At 68.2% G+C, this 20,261-nt stretch carries 18 protein-coding genes; 11 read left to right on the plus strand and 7 right to left on the minus strand.

Annotation, left to right across the window (positions count from 1 at the left end):
- Positions 1-14 precede the first annotated feature (14 nt).
- From H490_RS26000 to H490_RS26010, 3 genes are all read left to right on the plus strand, one after another.
- Entirely contained in the window at positions 15-1,304 is a 1,290-nt protein-coding gene (locus tag H490_RS26000; protein WP_031290103.1) for a nucleotide sugar dehydrogenase, read from the plus strand.
- A gap of 77 nt (positions 1,305-1,381) precedes the next feature.
- Positions 1,382-2,491: a DegT/DnrJ/EryC1/StrS family aminotransferase gene (locus H490_RS26005; RefSeq protein WP_017884415.1), complete on the plus strand. Its 1,110-nt coding sequence runs from the start codon at positions 1,382-1,384 to the stop codon at positions 2,489-2,491.
- 10 nt (positions 2,492-2,501) lie between these two features.
- Positions 2,502-4,298, plus strand: coding sequence for an ABC transporter ATP-binding protein (locus tag H490_RS26010; protein ID WP_017884416.1), 1,797 nt, complete (start codon positions 2,502-2,504; stop codon positions 4,296-4,298).
- A 37-nt stretch (positions 4,299-4,335) separates the two neighbouring features.
- Here H490_RS26010 and H490_RS26015 read toward each other — a convergent pair whose 3' ends face one another.
- Positions 4,336-5,427, minus strand: a complete 1,092-nt coding sequence (locus H490_RS26015) for a glycosyltransferase (protein ID WP_017884417.1) — start codon at positions 5,425-5,427, stop codon at positions 4,336-4,338.
- A 125-nt stretch (positions 5,428-5,552) separates the two neighbouring features.
- Here H490_RS26015 and H490_RS26020 point away from each other — a divergent pair, with 125 nt between their 5' ends.
- From H490_RS26020 to H490_RS26035, 4 genes are all read left to right on the plus strand, one after another.
- Positions 5,553-6,644, plus strand: a complete 1,092-nt coding sequence (locus H490_RS26020) for an acyltransferase family protein (protein WP_017884418.1) — start codon at positions 5,553-5,555, stop codon at positions 6,642-6,644.
- 9 nt (positions 6,645-6,653) lie between these two features.
- A complete protein-coding gene (locus H490_RS26025) occupies positions 6,654-6,872 on the plus strand; it encodes an acyl carrier protein (protein ID WP_017884419.1) in 219 nt (72 codons plus the stop codon).
- Positions 6,869-7,627: an SDR family NAD(P)-dependent oxidoreductase gene (locus H490_RS26030; protein WP_017884420.1), complete on the plus strand. Its 759-nt coding sequence runs from the start codon at positions 6,869-6,871 to the stop codon at positions 7,625-7,627. Before H490_RS26025 ends, H490_RS26030 begins: the two co-directional genes overlap by 4 nt.
- A 65-nt stretch (positions 7,628-7,692) precedes the next feature.
- Positions 7,693-8,703: a 3-oxoacyl-ACP synthase III family protein gene (locus H490_RS26035; protein ID WP_017884421.1), complete on the plus strand. Its 1,011-nt coding sequence runs from the start codon at positions 7,693-7,695 to the stop codon at positions 8,701-8,703.
- A gap of 27 nt (positions 8,704-8,730) precedes the next feature.
- Here the strand turns inward: H490_RS26035 and H490_RS26040 are convergent, their stop codons facing one another.
- From H490_RS26040 to H490_RS26055, 4 genes are read right to left on the minus strand one after another with little or no spacing between them, the layout of a single operon-like run.
- Positions 8,731-9,951 carry a glycosyltransferase family protein gene (locus H490_RS26040; RefSeq protein ID WP_031290104.1) on the minus strand — a complete coding sequence of 407 codons (1,221 nt, stop codon included), beginning with the start codon at positions 9,949-9,951 and terminating at the stop codon, positions 8,731-8,733.
- Complete coding sequence (locus H490_RS26045) at positions 9,948-11,120, minus strand: glycosyltransferase (protein WP_017884422.1); 1,173 nt, start codon at positions 11,118-11,120, stop codon at positions 9,948-9,950. The genes H490_RS26040 and H490_RS26045 overlap by 4 nt, the downstream gene beginning before the upstream one ends.
- Positions 11,120-12,292, minus strand: coding sequence for a glycosyltransferase (locus tag H490_RS26050; RefSeq protein ID WP_031290106.1), 1,173 nt, complete (start codon positions 12,290-12,292; stop codon positions 11,120-11,122). Before H490_RS26050 ends, H490_RS26045 begins: the two co-directional genes overlap by 1 nt.
- On the minus strand, positions 12,276-13,508 hold the full coding sequence (locus tag H490_RS26055; RefSeq protein ID WP_031290107.1) for a hypothetical protein: 1,233 nt from the start codon (positions 13,506-13,508) through the stop codon (positions 12,276-12,278). The genes H490_RS26050 and H490_RS26055 overlap by 17 nt, the downstream gene beginning before the upstream one ends.
- Positions 13,509-13,664: 156 nt before the next feature.
- Here H490_RS26055 and H490_RS26060 point away from each other — a divergent pair, with 156 nt between their 5' ends.
- On the plus strand, positions 13,665-14,339 hold the full coding sequence (locus H490_RS26060; protein WP_017884423.1) for a hypothetical protein: 675 nt from the start codon (positions 13,665-13,667) through the stop codon (positions 14,337-14,339).
- A 57-nt stretch (positions 14,340-14,396) separates the two neighbouring features.
- On the opposite strand, the gene H490_RS26065 is transcribed toward H490_RS26060, so the two are convergent.
- Entirely contained in the window at positions 14,397-15,299 is a 903-nt protein-coding gene (locus H490_RS26065) for an LpxD N-terminal domain-containing protein (RefSeq protein WP_152424265.1), read from the minus strand.
- A 116-nt stretch (positions 15,300-15,415) separates the two neighbouring features.
- Between H490_RS26065 and H490_RS26070 the strand changes: the two genes are divergently transcribed.
- Genes H490_RS26070 through H490_RS31155 form a run of 3 tightly spaced genes read left to right on the plus strand, consistent with a single transcriptional unit; the run spans position 15,416 to position 19,827 of the window.
- Positions 15,416-16,369, plus strand: coding sequence for a Gfo/Idh/MocA family protein (locus H490_RS26070; protein ID WP_017884425.1), 954 nt, complete (start codon positions 15,416-15,418; stop codon positions 16,367-16,369).
- A 42-nt stretch (positions 16,370-16,411) separates the two neighbouring features.
- Complete coding sequence (gene glf / locus H490_RS26075; protein WP_017884426.1) at positions 16,412-17,551, plus strand: UDP-galactopyranose mutase; 1,140 nt, start codon at positions 16,412-16,414, stop codon at positions 17,549-17,551.
- A 44-nt stretch (positions 17,552-17,595) separates the two neighbouring features.
- Positions 17,596-19,827 carry a glycosyltransferase family 2 protein gene (locus tag H490_RS31155; protein ID WP_017884427.1) on the plus strand — a complete coding sequence of 744 codons (2,232 nt, stop codon included), beginning with the start codon at positions 17,596-17,598 and terminating at the stop codon, positions 19,825-19,827.
- Between the two features lie 79 nt (positions 19,828-19,906).
- Here the strand turns inward: H490_RS31155 and H490_RS26080 are convergent, their stop codons facing one another.
- Positions 19,907-20,257, minus strand: a complete 351-nt coding sequence (locus H490_RS26080; protein ID WP_017884428.1) for a hypothetical protein — start codon at positions 20,255-20,257, stop codon at positions 19,907-19,909.
- Between the last annotated feature and the right edge of the window lie 4 nt (positions 20,258-20,261).

Consider the following 20,261-nt stretch of genomic DNA (forward strand, 5'->3'; position numbering starts at 1 on the left):
GTTAGACTTGTGCCGTGAAAATCGCTGTCGTCGCCACCGGAAAAATCGGCCTCCCCCTCGCCGTGCAGTACGCATCCATGGGGCATCAGGTCGTCGGCATCGACGTGAACCGGGATCTCGTCGACTGCATCAACAGCGGTGCGGAGCCCTTCCCGGGCGAGGCGGGGCTGGCGGAGAAGCTCGCCGAGCTCGTTCCCGCCGGCAGCCTGCGGGCGACTACCGACTACGCCGAGGGCATTCCCGACGCCGACGCCGTCGTGCTCGTCGTGCCCCTGCTGGTCGATGAGCAGACGGGCGAGCCCGACTTCGGCTGGATGGACGCGGCCACGCGCTCGCTGGCCGAGCACCTCACTCCCGACACACTGATCTCCTACGAGACCACGCTGCCCGTGGGCACGACCCGCGATCGCTGGAAGCCGCTCATCGAGCAGGTATCGGGTCTCACCGAGGGCACCGACTTCCACCTCGTGTTCTCGCCCGAGCGCGTGCGCACGGGGCGCGTGTTCGCCGATCTCAAGAAGTATCCGAAGCTCGTCGGCGGCCTGAACGAAGCCGGCACCGCTCGCGCGATCGAGTTCTACAACTCGGTGCTCACCTTCAACGAGCGCGACGACCTGCCCCGGCCGAACGGCGTCTGGGACCTCGGCACCGCGGAAGCCGCCGAGATGTCGAAGCTCGCCGAGACCACCTATCGCGACGTCAACATCGGTCTCGCGAACCAGTTCGCGCGCTTCGCGGACAAAGCGGGCATCGACGTCTACCGGGTCATCGAGGCCTGCAACTCCCAGCCCTACAGCCACATCCACGGCCCGGGCATCGCCGTGGGCGGGCACTGCATTCCCGTCTACCCGCGGCTCTACCTCTCGACCGACCCCGACGCCGACATCGTGCGCACCGCTCGCGACTACAACGAGACGATGCCCGCGTACGTGGTCGAGCGGGTCGAGCAGACCATCGGCGACCTCGACGGCCAGCGAGTGGTCGTGCTCGGCGCCTCCTACCGCGGCGGCGTCAAGGAGACGGCCGTCTCAGGCGTCTTCCCCACCGTCGAGGAACTGCGCCGACGCGGTGCCGTCGTCACGGTGCACGATCCGCTGTTCAGCGGCGAGGAGCTGGAACGTTACGGCTTCGCCGCCCACACCCTCGGCGATCCGGTCGATATCGCCATCCTCCAGGCGGATCACACCGATTACCTCGAGCTCGGTCCGGCTGATTTCCCGGAGATCAAGCTCTTCGCGGACGGCCGCAACGTCACCGACCCCGCCAGATGGACGGGTGTGCCCCGGCTGGTCATCGGCGCCTGACACGCCTGCCGGAGTAGGATCGACGGGAACGCCCAGCACGGCGACCCTGCCTGAGAAGAGAGAGTAAGGATCTTTCGATGACGGATTTCATTCCCGCAGCCAAGCCGATCGTCGGCGATGAGGAGCGCGAGGCCGTCGACCGAGTGCTGCGCTCCGGCATGATCGCCCAGGGCCCTGAGGTCGCGGCGTTCGAGCAGGAGTTCTCGGCGCACTTCACGGGAGGCCGCGAGGTCGTCGCGGTGAACTCCGGCACGAGCGGCCAGCACCTGGGGCTGCTCGCGGCGGGCGTCGGCCCCGGCGACGAGGTTATCGTGCCGTCCTTCACCTTCGCCGCGACGGGCAACTCGGTCGCGCTCACGGGTGCCACGCCGGTCTTCGTGGACATCGAGCCCGACTACTTCACCCTCGATCCCGAGGCCGTGCGCGCCGCCATCACGCCGCGCACGAGGGGCATCATGCCCGTGCACCTCTACGGACACCCCTTCCTCGTCGACCAGATCGAGGCCATCGCCCAGCAGCACGGTCTCGCGATCTACGAGGACGCGGCCCAGGCGCACGGCGCCTCCTGGAACGGCCGCCAGGTCGGCACCCTCGGCGACTTCGCGATGTTCAGCCTCTATCCGACGAAGAACATGACGTCGGGCGAGGGCGGCATGGTCTCGTGCGCGAACGGCGACATCGCCCGCAACGTGCGGCTGCTGCGCAACCAGGGCATGGAGAAGCAGTATGAGAACGAAGTCATCGGCTTCAACGCCCGCATGACCGACATCCACGCCGCGATCGGCCGCGTGCAGCTCACCAAGGTCGACGGCTGGACCGCTCAGCGCCAGCGCAACGCCGCAGCGCTCAACGAGGGCCTCGCGGGCCTCTCGGGCGTGCAGACCCCGAAGGTCGCCGAGGGCGCCGTGCACGTCTACCACCAGTACACCGTGCGCCTCGACGCCGCGGAACGCGATCGTATCCATGTCGCCCTCAAAGAGGAGCACGGTGTGGGCTCGGGCGTGTACTACCCGATCCCGAACCACCGCCTGCCCTCGTTGACGAAGTTCGCACCGGGGCTCGAGCTGCCCGAGACCGAGCGCGCCGCGCGCGAGGTGCTCTCGCTGCCCGTGCACCCCTCGCTCGCCGAGGGCGACATCGAGCGCATCGTCGCGGCGGTCACCGCCGTGGTGAACGCCGGCGCCTGATCCTCACCGCATGAAAGAGATCTGGCGCGTTCTCAGGCAGCTGCTGCCCCTGCTCCCCGCAGGCGCGCAGCGCTACTTCGTCGGCTACATCGTGGCCACGAGCCTGATCACCGCCCTCGACGCGATCGGCATGTCGCTGCTCGCGATCGTGATCGGGCCGGCGATCGCGGGCACCACCATCAAACTGCCGGTGGTGGGTGAGCTGCAGCCCGAGGCCGCACCGCTGTTCGTGCTCATCTCATTGGGTCTGATGCTGCTGAAGTCGGTGCTCAACGTCGTGCTGCAGTGGTTCGCCACGCGCAAGTTCGCGAAGTACGAACTCGAGATCGGCGACCGGCTCTTCCGCGCGTACATCGGCTCGAGCTGGGAGGAGCGCTCGAAGCGCTCGATCGCCGAGATCACCCGTATCGCCGACGCGGGCATCGCCAACGCCATGGCCGGATTCGTGCTGCCCATCATGCGCATCCCGAGCTCGTTCTTCACCTTCGTGCTGGTGCTGGGCGTGCTCGTGGTCGCAGACCCGGCGACCTCGGTGATCGCCTTCGTCTACCTCTCGCTGGTGATGCTCGTCGTGCACTTCGTGGTCACGAAACGCGCGCTCGAGGCCGGCGAGGTGAACCTGATGTACAGCTATCGGGTGGCGAACCTCATGACCGAGATGATCGAGGCGCTCAAAGAGCTCAGCCTGCGCAACCGCCTGGGCGAGGTCGCCGACCTCGTCACCGCGAACCGCAGGCACAGTACGAGGGCGCGCGCGAACGGCTCCTTCCTCGGCGTGCTGCCCGGCTTCGCCTACGAGGCCGCACTGCTCGGCGGCATCGCGCTCATCGGCGGCTTCTCATACTTCCAGGGCGGCATGCAGGCCGCCCTCGCGTCGGTGGCCCTGTTCGCCACCACCGGTTTCCGCCTGATCCCCGCGCTCACGGGTGTGCAGGGCGGAATCGTGCAGGCCACCGCGAGCATGCCGGGGGCGAAGGACGTGGTGGGCGACCTCATCGCGGCCGAGCGCGATATGAAGACCTCTCAGACCCCGGCGGACACCGCCGAGCTCTCGCAGAGCCCGAGGCTGCTGAGCCTCAACGATGTGCGTTTCCGTTACCCGGGCGCCGCGGTCGACGTGATCCGCGGCATGACCCTCGACATCCCGCTCGGCAGCTCCGTGGGCATCGTCGGCCCGTCCGGCGCCGGCAAGTCGACGCTCATCGACCTGCTGCTCGGCCTCAGTCAGGCGACGTCCGGCGATATCGAGCTCGATGGCGAGCCTCTGCAGTCGGTGCTGCGCCAGTGGCGCGGCCGCGTCGGCTACGTGCCGCAGCGGGTGGCGCTCTTCGACGGCACCATCGCCCAGAACGTGGCTCTCACCTGGACCGACGATGAGATCGATCGCGAGCGCGTCGCGTACGCCCTCGAGCGCGCCCAGCTCGGCTCGCTCATCGCCGACCGCACCGGCGGCATCGACGAGCGCATCGGTGAGCGGGGCGTCTCGCTCTCGGGAGGCCAGCAGCAGCGGCTCGGGATCGCCCGCGCCCTGTACACCGACCCGCTGGTGCTGGTGCTCGACGAGGCGACGAGTTCGCTCGACACCAAGACCGAGGACGAGGTGACCCGGGCGATCAAGGAGCTGCAGGGCGAGGTGACGCTCATCTCGGTCGCGCATCGGCTCTCGACGATCAAGGACTACGACCGGGTCTGCTACCTCGACGACGGGGTGATCGTGGCGCACGGCACGTTCGCCGAGGTCGCGCGTCAGCACCCCGCTTTCGGCGAGCAGGTCGCTCTGGCGGGTCTCGCCGGCGAGGTGCGTTAGCCGCGTCGGTCCCCGAGGGAAGCGCGGCCCGCGCCGATCAGGCCGCGGGTGCGCTGTTCATGATGCGAAAGCCCGCGAACAGCGTGCGAAACGGGCCCTGCTGATGCAGCGCCTTGAACGGGTTGCGCGGCATGAGAGTGGGGATCGAGAGGTACTTGAGCCGTGCCTCCAGCAGCTCGACGATGCGTTCGGGCGTGGCGCCGGCGGAGCGCACCTCATCGATCACAGCGCGATCCGCGAGGGAGAGGAGTGACGCGACGCCCGGGGCGAGCGCTTCGAAGCGGTCGACGAGCGCCACCAGATCGGCTCGGTTCTCGGCGATCTGCTCGGCGGTGCGGGTGCGCACGAGCACCGCGTCGAAGAGGTGGATGCGGATCAGCTTCGCCACGATGGCGCGGCGCACCGCATTCTTCGCGGTGCGGAACCACTCGAACGACTCGACCTCGTCGAGGAATCGGAAGTCCTCCGACACCGCGCGCGGTGCCGAGGTGACGCGGTCCTCGGCGTCGGCGTTGACGATGTAAGCGGGTCCGTGCAGGTCGTAGGCGAGGCGATCGGCCGTGAACCACACCGTGAGCGAGTAGGCGAGGTCTTCGCCGGACGGCAGCCCCTCGGTGAGGCGAAGCCCGCCGAAGCGCTGACGTTCGATGAGCCCGAGAGGTGCGCTGCGGTACGGAAGGCGGTCCTTGAGCGGGTCGAGGCCCTCCGTGCGGCGGCCGTTGCGCACGGGCGGATAGGGGTCGATGCGACCGTCGGGCAGCTGGATTCGTGCGAGTACCATCTGCGCGCCGGTGCGACGGGCGAGGGCCAGCCACGAATCGATGGCGCCGGGGGCGAGTTCGTCGTCGGAGCCCATCACCGAGATGTAGGGCGCGGTGGAGTTCGCGAAGCCGTGGTTCATGGGGCCGGCGGGGGAGGGGATGCCGTCTGCGAGGTGCAGCAGGCGCAGACGGGGGTCGTCGGCGTAGCCGCCGAGGTTCTCGCGAATGACCTCGGGATCGATGTTGTGGGCGACTACGTTGACGCGCACGGGAGCCTCGGTATGGTCGAGCACCGATGCCGCCGCGCGTGCGATGGGCCGGGTGCGCGAGTGCACGGCGATGGTGAGGTCGACGAGGGGTTCGGGCATGCCTTCGATGGTAGCGCGAGGGCCGCGCCTGCGCGCTTCGGGTACAGTTAGCACGGTCTGAATTCAGTACAACACACGCGGGAGAACCTGTGACGCTCGGCAACCCGGCGATACTCGAACGCAGAATGCCGAGGCTCGACGCGCTCACCGGCCTGCGCTGGTGGGCGGCCTTCGCGGTGTTCTTCTTCCACATGCGGGTCTTCGCGCCCCTGCCGGGACCGATCTCGACGGTCTTCAACCAGGGCTACTTCGGCGTGACGTTCTTCTTCGTGCTCTCCGGGTTCGTGCTGACGTGGTCGCTGCGCCCGGGAGTACCGCTGAGCACCTTCTACTGGCGGCGCTTCGCGCGCATCTGGCCGGCGCACATCGTTGCGCTGCTCTTCGCCGTACCCGTCTTCTACACCCTCGGCACGATCCCGGAGGGCAGCTTCCTGAAACCGCTCGACGTCGGGGTGCTGCTGCTCTCGGTGCTGGTGATCCAGGGCTGGTGGGCCAACCCGGCAATCCTCTTCTCGGGCAATCCAGCAGCCTGGACGCTCACGGTCGAGTTCTTCTTCTACGCGCTGCATCCGTTCCTCTCGAAGGTCCTGCTGCCCCTCGCGAAGCGCGGCGCGCTCGTCGTCGGAAGCGTCGCCGTGGCCTGGGCGTTCGCGTATCGGCTCGGCGTCACGCTCTGGCCCGAGTCCTGGCTGGCGGTCGTTCCGATGCCGGTGACGCGTCTGCCCGAGTTCGTGCTGGGCATGGCGATCGCCTGGGCGATCCGAGCGGGCTGGCGGCCCCGGGTGCACCCGGTGGTCGGGGTGGGGGTGCTCCTCGCGCTCGTGCTGGGGATGGCCGTCGGCGAGGCGCTCGGCGTGCTGCTGCCGCTGCGTGTCTTCGGCAACGAGTTCATCACGGTGGGTGTGGGGCTCGCGATCGTGTCGCTCACGGGCCGTGCGCTCGATGGGAAGCGCTCGGGTTTCGAGAGCCGCTGGCAGGTGAAGCTCGGGGAGTGGTCGTTCGCCTTCTACCTCGTGCACGCGACGGTGATCTACCTCGCCCTGCGGGTGTTCGGCTATCAGGAGCCGAGCTGGCGCAACGTCGTCTGGTTCGCCGTGCTGTTCGCCGTGGATCTGCTGCTCGCGTGGGCGCTCTACCGCTTCATCGAGCACCCGGTCGAGCGTCGTATGCGCCGGTGGAAGGACGCGCGCGACGCGAAGGCCCGGGCGGCTTGTTAGGCTAGCCCCATGGAAAAAGACGCACTGCTCGAGCTCGTTGCCGAGATCCTCGAGGTCGAAGAGGCTTCGGCGACGGAGACGCTCGAGGCCCAGGGGTGGGACTCCCTCGCCAATCTGGCGTTCATCGCCGAGATCGATGAGCGCCTCGGCGTGCAGATCGATGCCGACGAGCTCGCCAAGGCCGTGACCGTCGACGACCTGCAGGCGCTGATCACGGCCCAGTCGTGATCGACTTCCTCCAGTTGCGCGATCGCGCGCTGCTGATCACCGGCGCGTCCTCGGGCATCGGCCGGGCCACCGCGGTGCTCGCCAGCCGCGCGGGGGCCCGCGTGGTGCTCGTGGCCCGTCGCCGAGACGCCCTGGAGGAGACCGCGAGCATGCTCGACGGCGACGGGCATCACCTGCTGCCCTTCGACCTCTCGGAGCACGCCGGCTACGCGGGGCTCATGCGAGAGGCCGTCGAGGCGGTCGGACCGCTCGGCGGCCTGCTGCACGCGGCCGGCGCGCACGCGACCACGCCGTTGCGCGCGACCTCCGCGAAGCAGATCGCCTCCCTCTTCGAGACGAACGTCACGAGCAGCGTGCTGCTCACCAAGGCGTTCCGAGGCCCGAAGGTGCGGGCAGAGCGCGCCAGCGTCGTGCTGATGTCGTCAGCGGTGGGCCTCGTCGGCGAGGCCGGCGTGAGCGTCTACGCCGCGACGAAGGCCGCCGTGTCGTCGCTCGGCCGCTCGCTCTCGCTGGAGCTCGCGCCCGAGCGCATCAGGGTGAACAGCGTCGCGGCCGGCATCGTCGAGACCGCGCTCACCGAGGAGCTGCGCCGCAAGGTGGGGCAGACCGCGTGGCAGAGCATCGAGGCCGAGCATCCGATGGGGATCGGTTCGGCCGACGACGTGGCGAACGCGGTGCTGTTCCTGCTCTCGGACGCCTCGCGGTGGGTCACCGGCACCACCCTGGTGGTCGACGGCGGCTACACCGCCCACTGATCCTCTGCTCCGAGCGGGCACGCGGATCGCGCGGCGGCTCCGTGCCGGGAGGTAGGATCTGAAGCATGCAGGCACGTATCACCGCGGTCGATTACCACCTTCCCGAGCGGGTCCTCTCCAACGAGGATCTCTCGGCCGAGTTCCCCGAGTGGAGTGTCGAGAAGATCTCGGCGAAGACGGGCATCGACCGCCGGCACATCGCCGGCGACGACGAGTTCTCCTCCGACCTCGCGATCGCCGCGGGGCGCAAGCTGCTGAGCGCGCACGGCATCGATCCCCAATCGATCGACTACCTCATCGTCTGCACCCAGAGCCCCGATTTCTATCTGCCGACGACGGCCTGCATCGTGCACGAGGGGCTCGGTCTGCGCAGCAGCGCCGGCGCCGCCGACCTGAACCTGGGCTGCTCGGGATACATCTACGCGCTGGGCCAGGCCAAGGGCCTCATCGAGTCGGGGCAGGTCTCGAACGTGCTGATCGTCACGGCCGACACGTACACGAAGTTCGTGAACCCCAGCGATAAGAGCGTGCGCACCATCTTCGGCGACGGAGCTGCGGCGACGCTCGTGACGGCTCAAGAGAGTGACGCGTCGGGGATCACGGCCATCACCTACGGCACCGACGGCTCGGGGGCCGGCAAGCTCGTGGTGCCCCACGGCGGCATGCGGCAGGGCGCCGACATCGAGGCGAAGTCCCCGGCCGCCGAGCGCGGGCTCGAGAGTAACGGCTACGACCTCTACATGGACGGCCCCGAGATCTTCAACTTCACGCTGCGCGTGGTGCCCGAGTCGGTCGACACGATCCTCGCCAAGGCCGAGCTCGGCCTCGACGACATCGATCTCTTCGTCTTCCACCAGGCGAACGCCTTCATGCTCGAGCACCTGCGCAAGAAGCTCAAGGTGCCCGAGGAGAAGTTCTTCGTCTCGCTCGCCGAGTCGGGAAACACGGTGTCGTCGACGATCCCCATCGCTCTGACCGATGCGGTTCGGGCGGGCGAGTTGAAGCCGGGCATGCGGGTGATGCTGCTCGGGTTCGGCGTGGGCCTGTCGTGGGGCGGTCTCGTGCTGAACTGGTAGGAACGCGACGGCAGAGACGCAGGCAGCTCAGGCCCCGATCCAGCGCTCGACCAGCGCGCGGGCGCTCTCGGCCCCGGAGTGCACGGCGGAGACGTACCGACGGCCGGCCTCCGCGATCTCGCGCGCCCGAGCGGGGTCGGCGGCCAGCTCTTCGACGACCGTGCGGAGCGTATCGGGGGTGGCCTCAACGATCGGCAGCTCGAGACCCGTCTGCCGGGTGATGAACTCGCGCGCGAGAGGCATGACATGGCCCACGACCACTCGGCCGGAGGCCATGGCCTCGCAGGCCGCGACGCCGTAGGATCCGGCCCGGAACTGGTCGATGACGATGTCGGCGGAGGCGAAGACGGATGGCATCTGTGCGGCGGGCGTCGACGTGACCAGACGGTAGTCGACGAGGCCCGACGCGATGAGGGGCTCGAGCGCCGGTTCGATGTAGTCGGAGCCCTTGCCGAACGGGTCGCTCGAGGCGTGCACGACGCTCACGCGATCGCGCGCGAAGACGGGTGGGGTCTCGCCGCCGAAGCGCACGAGATCGACGATGACGGGGCACCAGGAGGCGTCGGGCACGTCGGCGCTGAGATCCGGCGTCGAGACGAAGACCGGGCCGCCGAGCTCCGTGAGGAGCGCGAGGTTCGCCCGGGCCTCCGACCGGAAGAAGTCGGTGCGGGGATCGTCGGGGAACAGCGACCAGGGGGTGAGGGCGGCGTGGCGATCGGGATCGCGGATGTCATTGCCGTGACAGATATATGCCACAGAGACTCCGGCGGCCTCGAGCGCCGCCACCTCGGCGCGCAGGTCATGGCCGAAGCGACGCCCGAACATCGGTCGTTCGGCCTCGACGAGCACGTGGGTGAACCGTTGCGCCGCCTCCCACTCGAGCTCGCCCCACTCGGCGGAGGAGTTGAATGCGGCGATGGGCACCGGGGTGTCGGCCTCGAAGGCGTAATCGCCGGGGAGCGAGATGGCCATGTTGCGGGCGCCGACCCGGTCGTCGGCGGCCTCGAGCGCCCTCGCCCAGAGGTACCCCTGACCCGCGTAGTTGGTGGGGGCGATGTACACGCGCACGTCGGCCTCGGGTGCGGTCGTGTTGGGTGCGTCGCCCCCTCCGAGCAGGCGACCGGTCATGCGCCCCATGAACCCGTCGGGGTTGCGGGCCGCCGACTCCATGAGGCGCTGCGCCCAGGAGGGCAGCTTCGAGCGGTGCTTGATCGCCCAGGCGGCCGCCCTCGAGAAGAAGGAGCTCATCGCCGCTGGTCTCGCCCGCTGTCGCGGGCGGTGTCGGCGATGACCCCGGCGACCTGCGCGGCGACCGAGCTCATCGAGTGGTGCTCGGCGGTCCACTCGGCGAGCGCGCGCCGACGCTCGGCCGGCAGCGGGTGGTCGGCGGCCTTCCGCATCGCGTCTGCGATCGCCTCGATCTCGTAGTCGACCGCGCAGCCGACCTCGATCTGCTCGGCGGCCTGGTCGATGAAGGAGCCCGTGGGCCCCGGGCCGGCGAAGATCACCGGGCAGCCGACCGCGAGCGAGGAGTAGATCTTCGAGGTGAACGCGTAGCGGTAGCCGGGTTCGGGGAACTGCGTGGAGAGGCTCGCCACCGCTCGGGCGAACTCCGGCTGCAGCTCTGCCGCGGGGATCGGGCTCACGAAGTCGACCGAGTGCTCGACGCCGAGAATTCGGGCCTGATGCCGCATCTCGTCCTGACCGGTGCCGTTGCCGATGAAGCGCAGACGGTAGCCGGCGTGGGTCTCGGAGAAGCGGGCGAACGCGCTGATGAGGATCGATGCGCCGTGCAACTCGGTGTACGTGCCCGCGTAGAGGAATACGGGCTCGGTCGGCGCCTCGACGTACCGGAAGATCAGCGTGTCGGCGCCGAAACCGGAGACCGTGGTGGGAGTCCGCACCCCGAGCGAGCGCACACGATCGGCGACGCCCTGCGAGATGGTCACGAGCGCGCGCGCTCCTCGCAGCGCGAAGCGCTCGACGCGGCGCAGGACTCGCACCACGAGCGGGGAGGTCTGCATGTAGGCCGCGGCGTCAGCCCAGATATCAGCCGCATCGTAGACATAGGGGATGCGTCGGATCGCGCAGACGAGCCGCACCACCGCACCCGTGGTGGGCGGAGGCTCGACGAAGACGACAGCGGGGCGCCGAGCGAACAGCAGTCGGAAGAGGAGGGGAACGTCGAAGCTCATGTACTGCACGTATCCGCGTACGTAGCCGCTGCGGTCGCGCATGACGGGGAAGGTGCGGATGCGCTCGCCGCGGGAGCCGTCGCCCTGCCCGGGCAGGGGCTTGGCGGTGAGCACCTCTACTTCGACGCCCTGCTCGCGCAGGGCGTCGGCGACGCAGCCGAGGAACAGAGAGGCGGCGGCGGGCTCGGGCCGGTAGATGCGGGAGACGATGACGACGCGCACTATGCCTCCAGGAAGTTCTGCATGAGCACGTCGCGGGAGAACCCGCCGCTGTGCAGCCGTCTGACGAACTCGGGGCCCCTTCGCGCGATCTCGCGGTAGTGTTCACGACGAGCCACGATGTCGCGCAGCGTCGCCTCGACGCACTCGACGGTCGTCTCGTGGATCGGCAGCGGCATCCCGGCGTGGCGTTCGACCTCACCGCGCACCTGATCGCTCACGTGCGCGAGCACGATGCGACCCGACGCCATCACCTCGCAAGCGGCTACGCCGTAGTCGCCCGATCGGAACTGGTCGAGCACCACGTCGGCGTCGGCGAACACCGCGGGCATCTCGTGGTTCGGCACTCCCTGCAGCTCGACGTACTCGATGAGCCCCTCGTCGTGGAGCTTCTGGGCGACCGGGGCCACGTACGTGGTGCCCTTGGGGATCGGGTTGGTCGGGGCGTGCACGACCTTGATGCGCTCGCGCTCGAGCAGCGGCGCGTCGTTCGCCCAGCGCTCGGGGTCGATGATGACGCCGAGGAAGTGGGCTTCGGGAAGGTCGAGGAGCAGGCCAGCGGTCGAGACGAATACCGGCGCGCCGGTGTCTGCGATGAGCCGCAGGTTCTCGGCGACGACGGGTTCGACGAGCCGGGGGTCGACCCACTCGGAGTCGCGGAAGTACGACCACTCGTCGAGTTCGGCGTGTCGGGATGGGAGGCGCACGTCGGTGCCGTGGCCGACGAAGGCGACCTTCAGCCCGGCCTCCCGCATGCGCGCGATCTGACGGCGCATGTCGCCCGAGAACATGCCGCCGAGAACGGGATAGCAGGCTTCGATGAGCACGTGGGTGTAGTGCTCGGCGAGTGTGTCAATCATGGCCCGCTGCCAGGCTCGGGAGTGCTCGGTCGTGCGCCACGAGACGGTGTAGTCGGCGGGATAGTGCAGCACGTTGTTGCCGTCGTGCACGTAGTTGCGCGAGGAGACCTCGCCGCTCGTCTCCACCGCGCGGCCCCACTGGTAGCCCTGGCCCGCGTAGTTCACGGGGCCGATGAAGAGCCGCACCGGTTTGCCCTCGTCGGGCAGGGGAGGCGGGGGAGGCGTGACGCCCTTGAGCCGATCGACGGTCGACGCGATCGCGTCCTGCCCGAACTTCGGAACGAGCTTCCAGAGGCGCTCAGCTGCCGGATGCATCGAACCCCTCCTTCCGAGCCGAACGTGAGACCCAGTGCTGCTGCAGCACACGGGCCGAATAGCGCCCGTCGTGCACCGCGCTTACGAACTCGACGCTGCGAGCGCGTTCGCGTGAGAGATCGGGAGCCGCGATGAGACGACGCAACACGACTTCAAGCGTACCCACACTCGCCTCGATCACCGGCAATTGCAGGCCGGTCGCCGCGAGAATGTCGGCCCTCACGCGCTCGAAGACCTGGCCGACCACCACGCAACCCGCGGCCATCGCCTCGCAGGCGGCCACCCCGTACGAGCCCGTGCGGAACTGGTCGAGCACCACGTCGGCCTCGGCGAACCTCGCGGGCATCTCGGTCGAGGGCACGCCCTGGATGAGATCGAGCTCGATCAGCCCCTCGGCCTGCAACTGCTCGAGCATCGGCATGATGAGCGGAGTGCCCTTGTATGCTGCGACCGATGGTGCGTGAGCGACGCGCAGCGGTGCTCCCGCGGGGCGCTCCTCCCGAGCGTCGGCGGCCCACCGCTGCGGATCGACCACGACCGGGCACCAGAACGCGTCGGGCAGATCGCTTCGCAGATCCGGCGTCGAGACGAAGACCGGACGACCGCTGCGTTCGAGGAGCGCGATGTTGCGAGCCGCGAGCTGCTCGGCGCGAGGCACGTATACCGCCGGATCGTCGTAGTAGGAGAGGGGATGCTCGCGCATGTGTCGCGACGGCAGCCGAGCGTCCGTGCCATGAGCCAGGTAGGCCACGTCGACGCTGTGGTCGATCAGCGCCTGCGCTTGGACTTCGACGGATCGGCCCATCAGCCGCCCGAACGGCGGTTCCTCGGCCTCGATGAGCACGTGGGTGCCGCGCGTCGCAGCCTCGAACTGCCGCCGCTGCCAGTCGGGGTCGTTGTGGTAGGTGCCGACCGGCACGAGCAGGTCGGCCTCGAAGTCGAACCCGCCGGGCACGTCGAACGCCATGTTTCGGGCCGAGATGCCGGTGTCGGCGGCCTCGAGCGCCCTCGCCCAGGCGAACGCCTGGCCCGAGTAGTTGACCGGCGCGATCAGCAGACGCGTCGGTTTCTCGGCGAACGACGTCGTGGGCACACTGCCTCGAGGAGCCGGGCGGCCGAGGCGGCGCGCCGCAAGCCTCCCGAGCGGGCTCATGGGTGCATCGGCGATGAGATCGATCAGCCGATTGATCCACGAGGGCAGGCGGTTGCGATTCACAGCTCTGGGTGACCCGCTCGGCTCACGAATGTCATGCCGTCGATTCTATCCCGGCTCCCGGTCTCGTTCTCCCGTATCATGGTGCGCGGTCTCCACCCTTCGCCCACTCATCTCCTCGGCCCGCCCGGCTGATCCGACTCGAAAGATGATCCGTCCATGGAATCCGCAGCACCCAAGATCTTCGACTACTCCCTGAAGTCGTACTCCGACGCTCTCAAGGACTACGTCGACACCGGCTACGCGGTCACGTCGTTCCAAAAGTACCTCGCAGACCCGCAAGAGCGTCACATGGTGCTGCGACACGACATCGACAACACGATCGAGCAGGCGCTGCGCGTCGCGCGCGTCGATGCCGAGGCCGGCGTGAGCTCCACCTTCTTCCTGCGGGTGCACGCTCGCGGCTACAACCTGCTGAGCCTTCCGTCGCTGCAGATCGTGCAGGAGATGGAGCAGCTGGGGCACGAGGTGCAACTGCACCTCGAGGGCGGGCTCTGCGACTGGCTCGGCAGCGACAACCTCGACTGGGCCGATCGGCAGCGCGCCGTCTTCGAAGCGGCGGTCGGGCGCCCCCTCGGCGGCTTCAGCTCGCACGAGCCCGCTCGCATGGGCGGGCTCGAGTTCGCCAACGGCCTGCTCGAGCGCTGGAGCGACAGCGTCGCCTATCACGCGTACGAGGAGCGGTTCATGACGCCGAGCATGAAGTACCTGAGCGACTCGAGCGGGCGCTGGCGCGAGGGGCACTTCGGCGAGTGGGTCGGCAAGGAACCGCTCATGCAGGTGCTCACCCACCCGTTCTGGTGGTTCGAGAAGGTGCCCGCCGAGAACTACTGATCCGGTGACGACGGCCCGCGGACATCGGTCCACGGGCCGTCGTGCATGCGCCGAGCGCTACTTCTTGTTGTCGCCGAGGCGCTTGGCGGGGTTGCCCACCCGCACCTCGTTCTCGGGCACCGACTTGACGGCGACGGCTCCGATGCCGAGCAGCGAGTCCTTGCCGAGGGTGAGCCCCTGGATCACCGACGCGTTCGGTCCGATCCACACCTCGTCCTCGATCACCACGCTGCCCGAGATCTCGGCGCAGGCCGTGATGATGACGTTCCTGCCGATACGGCAGTTGTGGGCGATGTGCACGTGGTCGTCGATCTTCGTGTAGTCGCCGACGACGGTCGGAGCGATGGTGCCCGAGCACACCGTGGTGAAATTGCCGATCTCGGTGTGCGCGCCGAGCCGCACCGAGCCGATGTGCGGCACGTGGAAGTTGTTGCCGTCGGCGTCCTTCTCGATGCCGAAGCCCTCCTCGCCGATGACGGCGTGGCTCTTGACGAGCGAGTGCTCGCCGATCACCACGCCCCGGCCGATCACCACGTGGTCGCGCACCTCCGCGTGGGCCTCGATCACGGCGCCCTCGCGCACCACCGTGTATTCGCCGATGTGCGCCGACTCATGGACGCGAGCCGTGGGGTGCACTCGCGCGGTATCGGCGACTCCGGCCGCGGCCTTCGGGGCGAAGTGCCGCGCGACCGCCTGCCCGAACGCCGCCCGGGGGTTCTCCACGAGTATGAGGGAGCCGGTGGCGCCCTCCGGGAGTTCGGTGCCGAGCGGGGCGAGGACCACGGCGCCCGCCAGCGATGCGCGCTCGAACGCCTCGGCGAATCGCGCAGTGTCTCCCACGAAGGTGAGCTGCCGCGCCTCGGCGTCGAGCAGGGGAGCGGGCGCCGAGACGACGGCGTTCGCGCCGACGAGTTCCGCGGCGAAATCCGAAGCGATGTCCTGTGCCATGAGTGCGGTCATGCGAGAACTGTACCGCGCAGAGGTCTGGAGCGGACGGGTGCGAACGTAAACTGGGATGGGACTCCGCCCCTCGGATACCATGGGCGGACGCAGCACAGGCATATGGAGGAGTCAGCATGGCGCAGCCGAACATCGTTCTTTTCGGAGCGGGAACGATGGGGCGCAACCACGCGCGCATCGTCTCATCGTCTGCGCGGGCCAACCTCGTCGGCATCGTCGACCCCTTCGAGCAGAACGGTCGCGCGGCGACCGAGCAGTACGGCGGGGAGTGGTTCCCCGCTGCCGAAGAAGCGCTGAAGAAGGCCGACGCCGTGGTGGTGGCCGCCTCCACCGAGTACCACTACGACATCGCGAAAGAGATCCTCGACGCCGGTCTCCCGGTGCTCATCGAGAAGCCGATCTGCCCCTCGCTCGAGCAGACCGAGGAGATCCTCGGCATGGCCGAGCAGCGCGGTGTGCCCGTGCAGTGCGGGTTCCTCGAGCGTTTCAACGCCGGCGTGCTCGCGGCGCGGAAGCTCATCGACGAGCCCGTCTACGTGCGAGCCGAGCGCCACTCGCCGCACTGGGCCCGCATCAAGACGGGCGTCGCCTGGGACATGCTGGTGCACGACGCCGACCTCATCTCGAACCTCTACGGCGCGGCGTCGCCCGAATCTGTGAGCGCCGAGCTCGGCTACTTCCATCCCGATTCGCTCGAGGGCGCCGAAGACGTCATCGACATGACGCTGCGCTTCCCCGGGGGAGGCATCGCTTCGGCATCGGCCAGCCGCATCGGGCAGCGGAAGGTGCGCCGCATGCTCGTGCAGTCGCTCGACTCGATGGTCGAGGTCGACCTCCTGCTGCGCAGCGTCACCAAGTACCGCCACACCAACATCGAGAGCACCGACGACAAGGTCGGTTTCAAGCAGATGACCGAGATGGAGGTGCCCGAGGTCTCGGGTCTCGAGCCGCTCGCCGCGCAGTTCGAGCACTTCATCGACCTCGTCGAGGGGCGCATCGACGCCGATGCGGAGCGACGCAGCATCCTCCCGGCGCACCGCATCATCGCTGCAGCGCTCGACGGGCGGTGACACCGGGGAGTTCCCCGTTAGCCGTCGCATAGACTGTTCGGCATGGATCTTCTGGTTGTCGGCTCTGGTTTCTTCGGTCTCACCATCGCTGAGCGTGCGGCGTCCGCGGGCAAGAAGGTGGTCGTGATCGATCGCCGCTCCCACATCGGCGGCAACGCCTACTCCGAGGCGGAGCCCGAGACCGGCATCGAGGTGCACCGCTACGGCGCCCACCTCTTCCACACGTCGAACGAGACGGTGTGGGAGTACGTGAACCGCTTCACGAAGTTCACCGGCTACCAGCACAAGGTGTACTCCAACTTCAAGGGCGAGGTCTACCCGCTGCCCATCAACCTCGGCACCATCAACCAGTTCTTCCGCGCCGCTTACGGGCCCGATGAGGCGCGCGCCCTCATCGCGCAGCAGGCCGAGGAGTTCGACACGAAGCAGGCCAAGAACCTGGAGGAGAAGGGCATCTCGCTGATCGGGCGCCCGCTCTACGAGGCGTTCATCCGCGACTACACCGCGAAGCAGTGGCAGACGCCCACCACCGAGCTGCCCGCCGAGGTGATCTCGCGCCTGCCCGTGCGCTACACCTACGACAACCGCTACTTCAACGACACCCACGAGGGGTTGCCCGTCGACGGCTACACCGCCTGGCTCGAGAACATGGCCGATCACCCGAACATCGAGGTGCGGCTCGACACCGACTTCTTCGACGAGTCGCAGCCGCTCAACAAGAAGGCCCTGGTCGGCACGGTGCCGATCGTCTACACCGGGCCGGTCGACCGCTACTTCGACTACGCCGAGGGCGAGCTCTCCTGGCGCACGCTCGACTTCGAGCAGGAGGTGCTGCCGACGGGCGACTTCCAGGGCACCAGCGTCATGAACTACGCCGGGTCGGACGTGCCCTATACGCGCATCCACGAGTTCCGACACTTCCATCCCGAGCGCGACTACCCGGCCGACAAGACCGTCGTCATGCGGGAGTACTCCCGCTTCGCCACCCGCGACGACGAGCCCTACTACCCGGTCAACACGCCTGAAGACCGCGACCGCCTGCTCAAGTACCGCGAGCTCTCCGACCGCGAGGACCGGGTGCTGTTCGGCGGCCGCCTCGGCACCTACCAGTACCTCGACATGCACATGGCCATCGGGTCCGCGCTCTCGATGTTCAACAACAAGCTCTCCGAACTGCTGTAGTCGCCGTCGCCGGCCCTGCACCTCGAAGCGAATCAGAAAGTCACATGCCTCAGATCTCCGTACTCATCCCCATCTTCAACGTCGAGAAGTACCTGCGCGAGTGCCTCGACAGCGTGGTGAACCAGACGTTCCGCGACCTCGAGATCATCTGCATCAACGACGGCTCGACCGACGGCTCGCTCGCCATCATCGAGGAGTACGCGAGGCGGGATCCCCGCATCGTGATCATCGACAAGGCCAACTCGGGCTACGGTGACTCGATGAACCACGGCCTCGACCGGGCCACGGGCGAGTACATCGCCATCGTCGAGTCCGACGACTGGGTGGAGCTCGACATGTTCGAGGAGCTGCACGATCTCGCGACCGAGCACGGCGTCGAGGTCGTGAAGAGCAACTACTTCACCTACTACGCCGACCCCGAGCGCAAGGCGCTGAGCGACGAGAAGATCGAGCTGGTGCGGGCTCACGAGGTGGGGAGGGTGATCGACCCCTCCAAGAACATCGACATCTTCTTCCAGCAGCCCGCCATCTGGTCGGCGATCTACCGTCGCGACTTCCTCGTCGCGAACGGCATCCGCTTCCTGCCCACTCCCGGCGCCTCGTACCAGGACACGAGCTTCGCGTTCAAGGTGTGGAGCTCGGCGCACCGGGTCGTCTACACCTCCGACGCCTTCCTCCACTACCGTCGCGACAACGAGGCCTCCTCCGTGAACAACGCGGGCAAGGTCTTCTGCGTCTCCGACGAGTACGCCGAGATCGAGCGCTTCGCCGCGGAGCGCGACCTCTCGACCGAGATCTGGCGCATCCTCCGCCTGAGCAAGTGGGGGGCCTACGCCTGGAACATCGATCGGTTGCAGGCAGACCTCGCTCCCGACTTCATCGCGCTCGCCTCCGAGCAGTTCAAGGCAGACCTCGAGTCGGGCCGCTTCAACTTCGAGTTCTGCGACGTCAACCAGGCCCGCGAGATCTCCGAGATCATCGAGCACCCCGAGCGCGTGATCGAGCGCAAGCAGGCGCAGGACGCCGCGAAGGTCTCGGTGGTGATGCCGTTCTTCAACGTCGAGGAGTACCTGCGCAAGTGCATCGACTCGGTGCTCGGCCAGACGCTCTCGGAGGTCGAGCTGATCCTCGTCGACGACGGTTCGGTCGACGCGTCGTCCGACATCGCCGAGGAGTACTTCCGCAACGACCCGCGGGTGCGTCTCGTCAGTCTCAGGAACAGCGGCCAGGCCATCGCCCGCAACCGCGGCATGGAGCTCGCCCACGCCGACTACATCGCCTTCATCGACGGCGACGACTACTACGAGCCCGACTCGCTCGAGAAGATGCGCGACGCCCTCGTCGAACACGACGTCGACTTCGTGGTGGGCAGCATCCGCCCCGTGTTCGAGCCGGGCATCCGCAGCGCGATGGAGAAGTTCCAGGACCAGCACTACTACGAGGTGCGCCGGTCGGGCCTGCAGCAGGTCACGAGCGAACTGCTGCTCGACCTCGACGCGTCGGTCTGCAACAAGATGTTCGTTCGCGAGTCGGTCGAGAACCGGGGCATCGAATTCCCCGAGGGCCTGCGGTTTGAAGACGCCTACTTCGTGAACGCCTACGGCTTCACGAGCAGCACGGCGTTCTTCCTCGAGCCCGAGGACTACGTCTACAACTACGTGCGCCGCGCGGGCAGCACGATGTCGACGACCTTCGGGCGCTCCAACACCGCGAAGGATCACCTGACCGTCGCCTTCCGGCTGTTCGAACTGCTCGAGAAGCACGAGCTGACCGAGAAGTACGGTGTGTACTACATGCGCATGCTCGACCAGTATGCCACCTTCGCCTTTCAGCACTCGGAGGAGCGCGACCACGCCGAGATCTGGCGCAAGCTGCGCTACTTCATCGACACCCATCGCGAGCAGCTCGCTCAGATGGACGCCTACGCGCTGCGCAATCTCGAGCACCGGGTCTACCGCGGGGTGCTGGGCCGGCTCAACAAGACCCCGGGGCTGCGCCGCATCGTCTTCCGCGCCGGCCGCACGGTGCAGAACTCGCTGGCGGGCATCATGCCGAAGCTGTCGGTCACCCATCGCGCGCGTCAGAACATCCACGCCGACATCACGCTGCTGCGGCAGCAGGTCGCGGGTTCGACCGCGGCGCTCTCGGCACAGCTGAACTCGCAGCGCCGGCGCATCGCGGAGATCGCCGATCAGGTCGACCAGCTGGTCGGGGATCGCCAGAAGGCCGATCGCGCGAAGAGCACGAAGGGCGCGAAGAGCACGAGCAAGAAATAGCGTGCCGGGGCCTCCGGGAGGCGAGGCCGGGCGACTGGAGGCCCGCCTGCGGCTGCGAGGGAGCGCCGTCCGTCGCCGCTCACTCCACGTCGAGGCCGCTGCCGGCCCGCCACACCGCGACCGTGAGCATCGGGGCTGCCGCGGCGATCTCGCGCAGCAGCTCGAACTCCACGCGATCCGCATTGCGGCGGTGCTCCCGCGCGTCGGGGCCGCCCGAGCGTGCCGCGAGCCTGGCCAGACCGAACTCGGCCAGCTGGCCGCGATCCTCGAGCATCTCGTCGCGCAGCGCCAGCACCACGAGGTCGTCGACCTCGGGCACCTCGGCGTACGCGGTCGCCGGATCCTCGCCGTCGCGCACGCGATGCTCCATCATCGTGTCGCGTTCGACCCGCGCGTCGGCCCGCAGCTGCAGCAGGCGCTCCGTGGTCATGTTC

The sequence above is a fragment of the Leucobacter sp. UCD-THU genome, from assembly GCF_000349545.1.
Lineage (GTDB): Bacteria > Actinomycetota > Actinomycetes > Actinomycetales > Microbacteriaceae > Leucobacter > Leucobacter muris.

Bases quoted from the DNA above. Each gene is read 5' to 3' on its own strand.
- H490_RS26025 (WP_017884419.1), top strand. From the start codon at position 6,654: ATGGAAAAAGACGCACTGCTCGAGCTCGTTGCCGAGATCCTCGAGGTC.
- H490_RS26010 (WP_017884416.1), top strand. From the start codon at position 2,502: ATGAAAGAGATCTGGCGCGTTCTCAGGCAGCTGCTGCCCCTGCTCCCC.
- H490_RS26035 (WP_017884421.1), top strand. From the start codon at position 7,693: ATGCAGGCACGTATCACCGCGGTCGATTACCACCTTCCCGAGCGGGTC.
- H490_RS31155 (WP_017884427.1), top strand. From the start codon at position 17,596: ATGCCTCAGATCTCCGTACTCATCCCCATCTTCAACGTCGAGAAGTAC.
- glf (WP_017884426.1), top strand. From the start codon at position 16,412: ATGGATCTTCTGGTTGTCGGCTCTGGTTTCTTCGGTCTCACCATCGCT.
- H490_RS26070 (WP_017884425.1), top strand. From the start codon at position 15,416: ATGGCGCAGCCGAACATCGTTCTTTTCGGAGCGGGAACGATGGGGCGC.
- H490_RS26005 (WP_017884415.1), top strand. From the start codon at position 1,382: ATGACGGATTTCATTCCCGCAGCCAAGCCGATCGTCGGCGATGAGGAG.
- H490_RS26015 (WP_017884417.1), bottom strand. From the start codon at position 5,427: ATGCCCGAACCCCTCGTCGACCTCACCATCGCCGTGCACTCGCGCACC.
- H490_RS26065 (WP_152424265.1), bottom strand. From the start codon at position 15,299: ATGACCGCACTCATGGCACAGGACATCGCTTCGGATTTCGCCGCGGAA.
- H490_RS26050 (WP_031290106.1), bottom strand. From the start codon at position 12,292: ATGCATCCGGCAGCTGAGCGCCTCTGGAAGCTCGTTCCGAAGTTCGGG.
- H490_RS26060 (WP_017884423.1), top strand. From the start codon at position 13,665: ATGGAATCCGCAGCACCCAAGATCTTCGACTACTCCCTGAAGTCGTAC.
- H490_RS26040 (WP_031290104.1), bottom strand. From the start codon at position 9,951: ATGAGCTCCTTCTTCTCGAGGGCGGCCGCCTGGGCGATCAAGCACCGC.
- H490_RS26080 (WP_017884428.1), bottom strand. From the start codon at position 20,257: ATGACCACGGAGCGCCTGCTGCAGCTGCGGGCCGACGCGCGGGTCGAA.
- H490_RS26020 (WP_017884418.1), top strand. From the start codon at position 5,553: ATGCCGAGGCTCGACGCGCTCACCGGCCTGCGCTGGTGGGCGGCCTTC.